Source organism: Paenibacillus sp. p3-SID1389, assembly GCF_025151705.1.
Lineage (GTDB): Bacteria > Bacillota > Bacilli > Paenibacillales > Paenibacillaceae > Fontibacillus > Fontibacillus phoenicis.
On sequence record NZ_JALXVO010000031.1, the window covers coordinates 37,325 to 50,487 of the forward strand.

Annotated in this window: 16 protein-coding genes and 1 tRNA gene; 15 read left to right on the forward strand and 2 right to left on the reverse strand. The window is 37.0% G+C overall.

What is annotated here, in order from left to right; translation table 11 throughout:
* Positions 1-56 precede the first annotated feature (56 nt).
* The gene (locus M3G15_RS13650) at positions 57-491 is read right to left on the reverse strand and encodes a copper amine oxidase N-terminal domain-containing protein (protein ID WP_260071231.1); all 435 of its coding nucleotides are present in this window, start codon (positions 489-491) and stop codon (positions 57-59) included.
* Between the two features lie 249 nt (positions 492-740).
* On the opposite strand from M3G15_RS13650, the gene M3G15_RS13655 reads away from it, so the two are divergent.
* The 12 genes from M3G15_RS13655 to M3G15_RS13710 all read left to right on the forward strand — a co-directional run bounded on the left by M3G15_RS13655 (position 741) and on the right by M3G15_RS13710 (position 8,774).
* A tRNA-Pro gene (locus M3G15_RS13655) sits at positions 741-814 on the forward strand.
* 134 nt (positions 815-948) lie between these two features.
* Complete coding sequence (locus tag M3G15_RS13660; protein WP_260071246.1) at positions 949-1,866, forward strand: tyrosine-type recombinase/integrase; 918 nt, start codon at positions 949-951, stop codon at positions 1,864-1,866.
* Between the two features lie 263 nt (positions 1,867-2,129).
* Positions 2,130-2,528: a hypothetical protein gene (locus M3G15_RS13665; RefSeq protein ID WP_260071232.1), complete on the forward strand. Its 399-nt coding sequence runs from the start codon at positions 2,130-2,132 to the stop codon at positions 2,526-2,528.
* Positions 2,529-2,577: 49 nt separating this feature from the next.
* Entirely contained in the window at positions 2,578-2,772 is a 195-nt protein-coding gene (locus tag M3G15_RS13670) for a hypothetical protein (RefSeq protein ID WP_260071233.1), read from the forward strand.
* Between the two features lie 11 nt (positions 2,773-2,783).
* Positions 2,784-2,957: a hypothetical protein gene (locus M3G15_RS13675; RefSeq protein ID WP_260071234.1), complete on the forward strand. Its 174-nt coding sequence runs from the start codon at positions 2,784-2,786 to the stop codon at positions 2,955-2,957.
* A gap of 369 nt (positions 2,958-3,326) precedes the next feature.
* Complete coding sequence (locus M3G15_RS13680; protein ID WP_260071235.1) at positions 3,327-3,983, forward strand: helix-turn-helix domain-containing protein; 657 nt, start codon at positions 3,327-3,329, stop codon at positions 3,981-3,983.
* 1,275 nt (positions 3,984-5,258) lie between these two features.
* Positions 5,259-5,666: a hypothetical protein gene (locus tag M3G15_RS13685; protein ID WP_260071236.1), complete on the forward strand. Its 408-nt coding sequence runs from the start codon at positions 5,259-5,261 to the stop codon at positions 5,664-5,666.
* A gap of 28 nt (positions 5,667-5,694) precedes the next feature.
* Entirely contained in the window at positions 5,695-6,579 is an 885-nt protein-coding gene (locus M3G15_RS13690) for a DUF5309 domain-containing protein (protein WP_260071237.1), read from the forward strand.
* Positions 6,580-6,841: 262 nt separating this feature from the next.
* A complete protein-coding gene (locus tag M3G15_RS13695) occupies positions 6,842-7,027 on the forward strand; it encodes a hypothetical protein (protein ID WP_260071238.1) in 186 nt (61 codons plus the stop codon).
* A 2-nt stretch (positions 7,028-7,029) separates the two neighbouring features.
* A complete protein-coding gene (locus M3G15_RS13700; RefSeq protein WP_260071239.1) occupies positions 7,030-7,398 on the forward strand; it encodes a hypothetical protein in 369 nt (122 codons plus the stop codon).
* Positions 7,399-7,532: 134 nt separating this feature from the next.
* The gene (locus M3G15_RS13705; protein ID WP_260071240.1) at positions 7,533-8,348 is read left to right on the forward strand and encodes a hypothetical protein; all 816 of its coding nucleotides are present in this window, start codon (positions 7,533-7,535) and stop codon (positions 8,346-8,348) included.
* Positions 8,349-8,390: 42 nt separating this feature from the next.
* Positions 8,391-8,774, forward strand: a complete 384-nt coding sequence (locus tag M3G15_RS13710) for a hypothetical protein (RefSeq protein ID WP_260071241.1) — start codon at positions 8,391-8,393, stop codon at positions 8,772-8,774.
* Positions 8,775-8,954: 180 nt separating this feature from the next.
* On the opposite strand, the gene M3G15_RS13715 is transcribed toward M3G15_RS13710, so the two are convergent.
* Positions 8,955-9,071, reverse strand: a complete 117-nt coding sequence (locus M3G15_RS13715) for a putative holin-like toxin (RefSeq protein WP_397376624.1) — start codon at positions 9,069-9,071, stop codon at positions 8,955-8,957.
* Positions 9,072-9,207: 136 nt separating this feature from the next.
* On the opposite strand from M3G15_RS13715, the gene M3G15_RS13720 reads away from it, so the two are divergent.
* From M3G15_RS13720 to M3G15_RS13730, 3 genes are all read left to right on the forward strand, one after another.
* A complete protein-coding gene (locus M3G15_RS13720; RefSeq protein WP_260071243.1) occupies positions 9,208-10,791 on the forward strand; it encodes a terminase large subunit domain-containing protein in 1,584 nt (527 codons plus the stop codon).
* Positions 10,792-10,933: 142 nt separating this feature from the next.
* A complete protein-coding gene (locus M3G15_RS13725) occupies positions 10,934-12,058 on the forward strand; it encodes a phage portal protein (RefSeq protein ID WP_260071244.1) in 1,125 nt (374 codons plus the stop codon).
* Positions 12,059-12,579: 521 nt separating this feature from the next.
* Positions 12,580-13,163 (forward strand): hypothetical protein (locus M3G15_RS13730; protein ID WP_260071245.1); only part of this gene is annotated, 584 nt, incomplete at its 3' end.

The window sequence follows — 13,163 nt, forward strand, 5'->3', positions numbered from 1 at the left end:
ATTTGTTAGCCTACATCAAAACCAAAAACCCCCGGTAGATTTACCGAGGGTTTTGCTTATTCGAATGATTCGACGATATATCCGGCGGCGATGACGTCTTTTTTGCTTAACACAATCGACCCCAGCTCTTTCTTAACAGTGATCAAATGAGACTTGTTCGTAACGACAGAAGTCGTTTCTCCATCCTTAAGGTTTGCGGCATTAAGGCTAAATGCGGTTTCGCCTCCCGCGCGAACAACGTATACATTGGCGGTATCTTCAGCACCATCGTAGGTTGTGCTGTAATTAAACAAGCTTGCGGCTTCACGAATCGGGACATAAGTCGTTCCATTAAAGACCAGCGCATCCGCGGTCAGCTTGGTTTGCCCATTCACCACGTAATTGAAGTATTTGATGGTCGCTTTGACCGTTTTTACCGCAGGAGCAGCCCCCGCCACGGATGCCGAGCCAATTAAGGCACACGCCGTAACCGCGAGTACGAACTTTTTCATTCGATTCCCTCCAATCGATTATCGTCCTTTAAAAATATTACATAGAAGCTTATCTAATGATATAGGATTTGTGGGTTATTTTGCTGGGAGCAGATCAGACGAAGGGACTAGCCCTAATCCAGAGAGATTGGGTCTTAGGCTTGTGCCTAAGCTCTTGCGAGGGTGCGCGCTTATGGCTTATAATGGAACTACGCGATTGACATAAGGTTAACGTTGAACGGCAAATCGTTAACCACCATGAGTGATTATCGGGGTATGGCGCAGTCAGGTAGCGCGCACCCTTGGGGTGGGTGAGGCCGTGGGTTCGAATCCCGCTACTCCGATCTTTCCTTACATATCAAGGGTTTTGACTGCATTTTAAAGGCTATAAAAGAATGTAGTCAGAGCTGGAAACGGTTTTACAAATATAGACTACACCTTACAGATTAACATCTAAATAAGGGAGTGGTCTTTTTTGTTGCTTAAATTTGGTATTAAATCGTTTATTGAGGATCGGCAACTTAACAACATATCTAAGTATACGTTGGACAGGTATACCAGAACCCTAAAAGAGTTCCATCAATTCTGCACCAACGAGGAGATCATAAATGTGGAGGAGGTGACAACTCCAACGATTAAAAAATACCTTCTTTACTGTCAGAATGAGAAGGGTAACAATGTTACTACCAAAAATAGTAAACTGAGAGTCTTAAAGACCTTTTGTAACTATTTGGTTGAAAGTGAGTTTATAACCGAAAAACTAAATCCATCAAAAAAAGTTAACTATGGGAAAGAAGACATCATTATTCCGGTTTTTAGAGATTACCACATCAATCAAATGCTTACTTACTATCGTAATCTTAAGCAAAAAGATAAGTCATTTTTTGCTGCGCGTGATTATGCGTTAATTCTGTTTTTTTTATCAACCGGCGCTAGAGTTGGTGAGGTAAGCAATCTTAGATGGGATCAAATTGATTTCGACAGCAAAGCAGCGATATTTTTTGGGAAAGGACGTAGGCAACAATCTGTTCCCTTGGTTGATAAACTGTTGAAAGAGCTTGCGGAATGGAGACTATTGCAGGAACGCACAATTGGACAAACTCCTATTTATGTATTCTCGACAAAGGATAACAAGAAGTTATCTGATAATGGTATTAAGCTGATCTTTAAAAGGCTCAAAGAGAAAATGAATTTTCGTGATGTGCGATTATCGGCTCATACGTGGCGTCATACATTTGCCTTTCGCTTCTTGCGCGATGGGGGAGATATTATAAGTCTCCAGCGCTTATTGCGCCACAGTACGCTAGATATGACAAAGCGGTATTTGTCGGCGTTTGGTCACGTTCTCCCGGAGATTAATGAGCGTCATAATCCTATAAACAACATGGACATTTAAGGGGGGGATAGCATGTCATCCCCAATAATCGATCTAATGGACACACGCCGCTTAATCTGGATAATGGACGACGAGACATATAGTCTGTTGCTTGACCTCACCAAACAACATCTAAAATTGGCGCGAGAAGGAATTGAGCCTTGTACATCCCCAGAGCGTAAATCAGCCATACAACAAGAGATTGAGTTTATCAGGACACAACGTGATTCTATCATTACCAACATCATTATAAATAAATCTAATAAAAAGGAGATTGATTGACCATGAAAAATCAAATCACACTAAACCAAATTTTGGAGCAATGCGAAATCAGCCCAAAAGCAACTGTAATCATCGAGCAGCTGGAGTTCTTCCTGAAAAATGACAAGGATCGCTTGACCTTTATCGATCAATACGAGAGACGTGAGCTGTGGAAGGATAAAAAACAATCACTCAAATTAATCCAATTGGCTAAAGAGATTGGGGAATATCATTATACGTACAATGCCGATCAACTTGAGAGCATGGACGAAAAGGAAGCATTGGAGCATATTTTTGTTGAGCCAGTCAATCCGGGTAAACTTTACAGATTGTGGGAGCATAAAGCTAACATTGCCGACTTGTTGTTGATCAAACAACGCCGACCTGAAACTAGTTTAATGACTGCTTTATTGTATGTGTGATGTTGAATTGTAAGTTCTATCATCCAATAAAATAAGGAGAGATTAATTAATGACAACTAAAACTGGACAATTGATTCGAATCATCGAATGCAATCATCCGATTCCTGTAACTATTGGCAAAATTTATGATGTATACGCGGACAACAATGATTTATTCCAGGGCGGCGGAGAGAAATACATCATTGATGATGAGGGCAAAGCCAATTACTCAGTTTGGACGCTTTGCAAAGTAGAGGAAGTATAGGAGGGGGAAGTATGAAATCTAAAAAAGAAGCTTATGGACGTCTTTCTATTGCTGTAATTTTGTTTGTATTATCATCATTTATGCCTAATTTGTGGAGTGTTATTTTTATTGATTTTGTTGGTTTATATGCGCTTGTTTCAGGCTTGATCCACCTCAGAAGATTAGACAGCAATACACAGAGATAATTTGACCAAAGAAAAAGCGCAAAGTCTCCGCTAAGACTAAGCGCCACAAGTAAAAGCCTTCAATCCAAGGAATGGGGCGGTTAATCCGTCCCGCTTTCCCTTACATTATAAACCATAGAAAAACTATTTACAAGTTGTTCATGTTTATTATCGCACAAACACAAATAACCCTTTACATTTTATGTAGAGAGTGATAATTATAAAATATTATAATAAAAAGGAGATGATATTATGTACTTTAATTTATAATTATACTATAACATACATTGGTGAAATGTGCAAGCGTAGATACTATACAATTTTACTTGTGTGGTATTTAGAGAGGGTTGGAAGGTAGCAAAGTTCAGATTATAGAAAGGAATAGATATATTGTACAAAAGCCTAAAACAACAGATTCAAATTCCCACGGATACAGTTCGTGATCCGAACTTAACAGAAAATGATTTTGCATTTATACTTTACTTGAAACTAGTAACATGGAAATGTGGTGAACGTTACACCTTTGAGGCAGCTAATCAAGACATAAAACAATACACTCGCATTGCTGATAATAAGACAATAAAAAAATCATTAAAAAATCTATACGTACATAACTACTTGCTGGAGCAAATCGAAGAATTAAAGCAAAACAAACCTATTCGATTTGTTTTGAACCCTGAAAAGTTCGACACTAAAAACAGAAAAGAAGATCAGAAATTTACTCAGCTTCCGGCAAAGATATTGTATGCTTTGAAGGATGGTAAACTAAACAGAAAGGAAGTCAGGTTGCTTTACTATTTAGGCAGCTATATTAATTTCCAAAATCCATTAAGACAGTTTTGTTTCGTCTCAATAGAACGCATGACAAGAGAACTCAACATGAGTGAGAACACAATCATTAAACACTACAAACTGCTCAAGAAGAAAAAACTTATTGAGATTGATAAACATAAATTGGATTACGGTTACGAAGAAGATGGAACATTGATTTGGTCAAAGTATAATAATCATTACTTTTTAAGGTACGAAAAAATCGCGGATTTATAAGGGTTTTTAGCCAGTTGCAATTTATCCAAGAACGATCCTCAAATTATCCAACATATAACCTCAATTTCTCCAACATCCTACCTCAATTTCTCCAGTACAAATTGAGGCGTAGTTAATAGTTATAGATAAATAGACAAGTAGACAAGTAAAACCAGTATTTAAAAGTGCGCGCGCTTTGCTTGCTTACTTTTGGAATCGCTTGGATTTTTAAATTGAGATTTTTAAATTAAAATGATTGAAATAAGAATTAAAATATAAATTGTATTTTTAAATTAATATAAGTTTTGATTGTTAATGTGTTTATTTATAATAAAATAATTATAAATTTTGAATGTATGTGTATGATGGTATGTATTTATACCTGTTTGGGTAGTTATGTTGAAAATATATTATAAATTAATTATGATTTTGAGCTTAAAATTGATGTTTACTTGTTAGTGTTTATCCTGGCTTGTTAAATCTGGTGTGCAAGGGAAGATGATATTAAATCTTATGCTTTTGTAATATCTCCCTGTAACAGAGATTACGATTTGAATTTTAAAGTCAAATTTATAATTAAATTAATATAGATTTTTGACATATGGGGGTGAAATAGGGTATTTGGTAGGGTGATATATGATTGGTGTATTTTGTATTATAATTTAATTATGATTTTGAGCTTAAAATTGAAATAGGTATTTTTCCTTTGTGTTTGTGTGGGTGGTTTGAGGAACTGTTGGAAATCTTACAGGAGAGTAATTTCATGTGGACACTTTTAGTTTTCTATTTTCGTTGATTTTATTGGCTTTTTTAAACATTATCAATGAAACATTATTATCAATAAATTTAGACCATTCTCAAAAAATCCTTATAAAATAAGGTATTTTTAAACAGGATAAATAAATATATGCAAAAAATTAAAGAGTCTTTAAGGGAGAGCAAACAAAGAAAAATGGTAGCGAAAATGGAGTAATCTGTTCGAAGCTAAGCGTCCCTAAATTTCCTTATATTTATTGATTTTTTTATCGATGGAAAATTGAGATAGTTTAACTTTCCTAACTCACCGTTTCTGTTACTTCACTTGCCATTCCCAAAAAAACCTTGATTTATATGATGTTTTTTGATTATAGCACTAAAACACATAATGGTCTTTAAGGGAGAGCATATTTTAAATACCTCCAAATAATATTAATTAAACAACTCCCTTTATTCTTTGACACCTTCGCCCAAAGGTGTCTTTTTCTTTTATTTCAATTTTGTAGTTCAAATTTATTAACTAAAGGAAGGTGCAAAAAAATGGAAATTACAGAAGAGATCCAACAATTACTTAACGCCGAAAAGGCTAAATGGGAAGAAGAGTATTTATATCCTGTCATTGCTGAGCGTGACAGCTTGCTCCAATTTAAACCCAAGGAGGAAAGCGAGCAAGAGAAGGAAATTGCTCGTCTAAAGGCAGAGTTGAGACATGCTAAGGTAGTAGCAAAGCTAAAGGATGCTAAGTTGGACGATTTTATTGAGCTTATTAATTTTGATGATGATGTGGATGATCAAATCGCAAAGCTATCAGAGCTATTACAAGCTAGGCAACTCAATAATAGTTATATCCCCGATCAACATCATCAAACAAGCAAGTATGAGCAAGCTGCAAGCCAAAACGACACTGTAGGCATGATTGGAGCTAAACTGTCCAAATTGTTTGGATAATAAAAATACAAAAAAGGATGAATAAATTATGTTTAAATCTTCAAATTTTGTACAAAGTGAAGTTGTATCTTTGGACAAAGAGATCGCAAAATTGGGAGTTAAACAAACTCCACTATCTTCCCTCTTGATGGCGTTGGGGAAAACAGGAAAGATCAATGCACCAACCCATACATGGAGAGAGGTTACATTGGATAACACGGATGATATTGGAGCGGTAGAAGGTAATAAAGATATCCAATTTTATCAGTCTAAACGCGCTCAACTCAACAACGTGGCAGAAATCTTCCAAAAAGGCGTGAGCGTATCAGGGACTGTAGAGGCGATGTCTGGGAATAACATCGGGAATCAATTTGCGCAAGAAACAAATGACCGTTTGTTAGAGCTTAAAATTTCCCTTGAACGTAAACTCGTATCAGGCGTTAAGGATGATGGGTCAACTGCACCTTACATCAGACGTTTACAGGGCGTGGAGAATTGGGTTGATGCAGCTAATATTGTTACAGCAGCTACTTCTGGTGTCGTAACCGAAGATGATATTATTTCCACGGTGCAAAAGTTGTGGAACAATAACGGATCTGGTTCGTATTATGCGCTTGTAAATGCACCAATCAAAAACCAATTGGATAAGCTATATAAGGATGCTTATCATTATGTAGCGCAAACAAACACGTTCGGGATCACGGTTAATCGCATCCAAACTAGTTACGGTAATGTTGATTTGATCCTCACACCGTATGCAGATGTCAATAAGATGACAATTTTTGATCCGAATGACCTTAAAATTGAATATCTACGTCAACCTCAATTTCAGGCCTTAGGTAAGCAGGGAGATGCTACAGAAGGTTTTGTTGTTACAGAAGCTACACTGTATGTAGCATCTCCCAAAAAGCTGGCTCAATTAGACATTAGTTAATACATAGAGTGGAGCAATTCCACTCTCTTTTTTTTATTTTCAATTTTGAACTAAAGGAGCGTTTTTACATGGACGACAGAACTAAATGGCGCTTGGAGCGCATTTCGCGAAAAATCACATTGACCGAAATTGCAAAGTATATTGGTAAATCAATAAGTTACGTATGCGCGCACGAAAACGGAAGAAATACATTAACCAATCAGCACTATGCAAGCTACGTTAATTATATTTTGACACATGATAACAGGAAGGAATTAGAACAATGAAACTATCATTTAAATTTATTAACGGGACAGAAGCTAATGGATGGGCTAACTATACATCTGAGCAGGTACAACAATTAATAGATGCTTTATCTAAGGGATACGAATTAAACTTTACGTATGATGATCGGGAGCCAGCAAATTATCAGGCTGACGAAATTGATCATATCAAGGTGTATCTATGAGCATGATTGTCTATATGGGATACGAAGGAAAATTGTGGGTATACAGTGATACTAGGGTATCTGCAAAGGGGAAAGATGGACTAGATTATTACATTCACGACAATTATGAGAAGGCTAAAATTATTAATAATATGATTGTAGTTGGGATGGGGCATCTACCAGCCGTAAAATATGTTTTCGAGCAATTTGAGCGTAGTGATAAGCAAATTGGTGATCTGGAACAAATAACAAAAGATGCCTACGATATATATGGAAATGAGATTGGTATGTACATATTTAATTGCGATACAAATGGAGTGTTTTGGGTCTATACCATTAGTAACTTACTGGGATTTAAAACACGAAAGAAAAAATTAGAAATAATGATTTAGGAGTCGCCGGTGCAAATAGTGATGAGGCCTTACAATATATCTACATGCAATTAAGCAAAAGAGTCCGCCCTCACGATGCAATATTAGCAGCATATCAGCATGTCGCCGACGAAAAAGTAGGCGGTACATGTCATTTGAATCAACTTGAATCTGTTGATAGCTTTACATACCGAATCAATCGATATAAATATACAATCTATGATAAGTCTCCATTACGGCAGTATAACCTTCGCGCAACTATGGACGGTAAAGCCAAATTAAAAAAGGTGCAAATTACAGACGGATCAAATACTGCTTTATTAGATTCTGATACCCGTAAATTTTACCTTAATAATTGGGATATAGAGGGTGTAGGTTCTTTGGACGCGCGATTTATCCAAGCGGGAACATTAACTGCTGATGATGGTTTTATCAATAATCTGACAGTGAATGCCCTTAAAACCCTAGATAAATCTGACAGTATCGGAGAGAGTGTAGACTATGTACATGTTAAGGATAACTATCTTAAGCTAACCACAGGTACAATTACAGGTAGAGACCAAGCTAAAGATAATAACGGTAATCTGCTGTACTGGACAGATCAAAGCAAAACCATGCTGACGACAGAACCAACAGCATATCCATTCTATAATTTGACATATGATCCGGTAGATAAATTTAAATTATATCTGTACGGTCAAGGTGTAGATTCCTATCCTGTGATGGAACTGGGTAGGGGGGATGGCGTCACCCCGAATAGTGCAAAGGCTATTATCAAAAAGGAACCGGATAACCTAAATATTACATATTATAAGAGTAATGACGGTGCTGTACGTGAGGTAGTACTTGGAGACATGGGGATCACCATCAAAGCCGAGAGTAATGGGGATATTGTCATTGAGGGAAAAAATATTAATGTGCGGGCTACTGGTGATGTCAAATTTGAGGGCCTAAAGTATGATTTTGCGTGAGCGGCTAATATAGTCACTCTAATTATGTTAAGGAGTAATAAAATGAACATTTATGAAGCACTAAAAGGCGTTCCAAACAAGAAACGCCTCTATTTTTTGTGGAAATTTAATCTAAATTGGGATCAAACTAAGCGACCCAAAAGCGAGCCTGAATTCCTAAAGATGGTCGGAAACAAGACGTTAAATGGGTTTCTATCATGGGAAAAAACGGAAGAATACAGGAATCTGGTAGCTATTTTGCTTAATACACGCTTCGACAGCGATCTGGAAGAAATCTACGATTCACTTTCCCATAAGGCGAAAGAGGGCGACGAAAAAAGTATTAAGTTGCTTCTGCAGATCGGCAAGGAAATTAAAGGATATGCCAAGGAAGCAGTAAGACAATTAAATCCAGAAGACGATGACGAGGATGATTTAATGTTGTAAGACAAAATGTAAGACAAATGGGTTTACTTAGTCAACCAAATTACGGTATACTATAAGCAAAAGGAGCCGTGCAACGAACACGACTCCAGCAGCAATAGCCGCTTTTAAGGGCGGACGGCATTAAGAAAAGATAATGCTTATTAAGAAATAAGACCGAAACCTTTTCTCAGGAGGGGCGGTCTATTTCTTTTGGTTAAGGATCGCTAAAACAATTGTAACTATCAGCGTCAGTAACGCGATAATTAGCGAACTGAAACCGATCATAATTGTTAAAGCGTCTTTAACTTCCACAGGCATCACCTCCCTTCCGGGAGATTAGCCGACCGCCCTTGTAGCCAATCTATTGCTTGTACAATTATACCATATATTATAGATGAGTGGCGCTTCCCGTCACTCTTTTTTTGTGTTTTATCTTTACGAAAGGATAATGTAAATGGCGTTAACCAAAAGGCAAAAAATTGATAAGATCATGAGTTCGTTTCCTCTATTTTGTAAAAATTTTATAAAAATAGTAAATAATGATGGCGAGCTTGTACCATTTGTATTAAATGACCAGCAACAATATTTTATTGACAATGCAGGCAAATATAATTTGATACTAAAGCCAAGACAGTTGGGATTTACAACGGTTTCGCTGGCCTATTGTCTGTGGATGGCTATCACAAATCCAAACACAAATTATCTTATCGTATCCTATAAAGGTGATAGCGCAAAAGACTTGTTCGCGAAACTCAAGCGAATGAATCAGTATCTGCCGAGAGACAAATATCATGTATTTCCCAGAACAGGCAAAGATAATCGGGATGAGTTGGTGTTGAGCAATGGTAGTACAATCCGCAGCACAACAACGGGTAATAAAGACTTAGGTCGAGGAATGAGTCTAATGTATGTGCTCCTGTCTGAGGCGGCTTTCTATAGCGATTTAAACGAGGTTTTACTTGCATTGGAGCCAGCACTACAGAAGACGGAAAAAAGCAAAATTGTATTGGAATCCACGGCAAATGGGTTTAATCACTTTCAACAGCTATATGATCGGGCAACAAAAGGATTGAGTAAGTACAAAGCGTTCTTCTTCCCCTTTTACTCCACCGCGTACGAAAAGCAATTCGCTTTTGATATAAAGGAAGCGGTAAACTGGTATAGATCCACAAACAAAGGACAACGGCTAAGTGCAAAAGATCTAAGCCCTGAACAGAAGCAACTACATGATGCTGGATGTTCCCTCAATATGCTCATGTGGCGCGAATACATATTGCAAGATAAGGACAAAAATCAGTTTTATCAGGAGTATCCCGCTACAGATATTCAGGCATTTGTCAATACCGGTAGATCAATATTTGATCAAACCAGAATAACAGATGCTATACATTATGTACTTCCCCCGATCACCAAAGAAGAAATCCTAAAACATGAGAGTTTCCCTGACATTTTGAAACAATACATAGGAAAAGGACTGGAAATATATCATTTACCTAAACCGAAACAACGTATGTTTGCAGGGGTTGACGTTGCATCAGGTAGCGGTAATGACTATTCGACGGTTAGCGTTTTTGGTGCGGATGGTCAGCAATATGCATCATTTTGCCGGAATGATATCCCTGTATATAAGTTTGCTGAGATAGTCCGAGCAATTGGGCTGTTTTTTAATTATGCCTTTTTGGTCATTGAGCGTAATGGATTTGGGACAAGTGTGTTGGAGCGTTTGAGAGAAGGAGAAATTCCATACCTTAACCTATTCAAACACCGTCATTTTGATAAAGGTAAGACAAGGCTGCAACTTGGATGGAGTAGTAACGCGGTGACAAAAAATAAAGCGGTAACAGATGCCAAAGAGATGTTTGAGTGTCAATTAGTACAAGTTAATTGTAGAGAGACACTAAAACAGATGCAGACTTTTGTAGATAAAGACGGGAAAGCAGAAAATAAATCCCGTACCCAACATGACGATTTAGTCATTTCGCTCATGTTAGCGATCCAAGGGATAAAAGCGAATAAATACTATGTCGAGGTGGTTTGATGAGTAAAGATTATTGGTTTTTGGAGGAAGTCAATAGAGTTGACAATCAGCAGAGGGTAAATGAGATATTAGACATAAAAGAGTATCTAACGGATACCATCACAAAATCTTAAATAAACCTAACTACAATTACAATGGTAAGGTGTACGAGCCTCGTAAAATTGTTTTGCAGTATGCCAAGACCATCCTTAATTTCAGTGTTGGCTATGTGATAGCTAATCCTATTACTCTAACAGGTGATAAAGTTGTAACTGATGCAATCAAACGAATATACAAGCGTGGTAAGTATAATCAGATTGACTACGATATTTTAGATAAGATGACAAAATACGGATTTGTAGCCGAATATGTCTATATAGATAACGGGCAAATCAAATCAAAGCTACTTGATCCTGCTTGTTGCTATCCAGTGTATAATCATCGTGGGGAGTATACAACGCTAATCGAGCATTATTGTGTAGATTATGTGAGCTATTATAATCTGTACTATCCCGACAAACTAGAAAGGTATAGCGATGAAGGCGGCGACATAAGACAGATCGGAAATTTTGATAATCTTGCTGGCTTGCCTATTATCTACTGTAACCAAAGCGAGATAGGATATCTGGGACGATCTGATCTACTAGATATTTTGCCGATCCTTGACAATATGGAGGACTTACTAAGTAAGGCAATGGATAGCTATTATCATTATATAACAGGGATTCCGGTATTGCGTGGTCAACAGCTTAAAGGTGATGGGATACCTAAGGATATTGTAGGCGGTGGAATAGTCCTAGATGATAATGCAGACTTCTTTTTTGCGCAAAACAAATTTGATCATCAAGCCTTTGAGACGTTGTATAAGACGCTAACCAGTGCGCTGTTAGATATTGCGCATGTACCAGCAATCAGTATGAGTAAAACAGATGTAAGTAACCTAAGTGAGGTTTCAATACGACTATTATTCTCATTGGCAGATATGAAAGGTGCTTTAAATAGTAAGTTTTTATGTGAAGGCATTGAACAGAGATTTGATAAGTTTAGAGCATTACTTGCTAGTATGGGGACAAAGTTTACTGACGAGCAATATGATACATTGGGTATTGTATTCCAGTTTGCTAGACCGTCGAACGACAAGGAGATTGTCGAAAACCTGAAAACACTATACGAGATGGCCGGCATTAGCCTAGAAACACTGCTAGAGTATAATCCATATGTAACGGATGTACAAGGGGAACTAGATAAGATAACGGGAAACGGTAATCATGTAGAGGAACAATTATAATATTTGCATTTATTTATATAATTTAACCAATAAAGGTATATAGCTAAATTTTGCGCGCCTGTTACTATAAAGATTTAGTACCTGGTACTAATGATAAAAAACAGGCGTAAAGCCTAAAAAACGTTCAAATTTTATATATTATTTGTAATTTTATGGTATTCCAGCTTATTTTTCTGTTGCTTTGTGCTATCTACTATATAAGGTTTGTTGTGTGGTACATAGAACACAGTCTAATGTAGTTAGTGGTCAGATTTCCTAGTATATAATGGTAATTTGGCTGATTTGGTTGCTAATTTGTACTATTTGTATGATTGGAGTATCAAATTGGGCCGGAAGGACAGTAGGCGATACCCCAAATTTGACATGAGGGCCGGTAGCATATGAAATTACACATGAACGAAAAATAAAAAAATCTCATGCTCTTATGGTAATATTAGTATGTAATTAAATTTTGGCTTTAATTACTGAAAATATATAAGTAAGTACCCCAACCGATGGGGAATGAAGGCGGTCATTTTTATATGAAATTTATCAATAAAATTTCAAGTTATTTATTTATTGTATTCTGCATAGCAGCATTTGGGTTGTTTATTTATCCGGGGCTTTATAAATATGATAAATTACAGCAGAAGTACCCTGTGAAAATAAACAGGATTACTGGCGAGACGCAGGTATTATTTAATGATGGATGGAGAAAAATGGACGGATACGATGGTGCCGTTCAAGCAATGGAGCATTATAAGCGGGAAATTGAACAGATGATTTCGGATCAAAATGATCGCATTACAAGTAGTGTTTTGGCCGAAGTCAAAAGCCAGCTAGAAATCATAAAACAAGACATATCGAATCAAACAACCAGCGAAACGTCTGTGTTTGAAAATGTTAGGAACCGGAATGAAGTCTCAGATGAAGAAAACACAAAAAGTCAAGGTAAAGAGTATTTTACACAAGGTGATACTACAACTCGTGTCAAAGAAGTCATGGGGACTCCAACAGGAATCTCTGGATTCGGAGGTTATGAGACCTGGTTCTATGACTCATCAATGGTAAATTTTGAAGATGGAAAAGTAACAGGGTGGCATGATTTGAGCAATAATTTATTAGT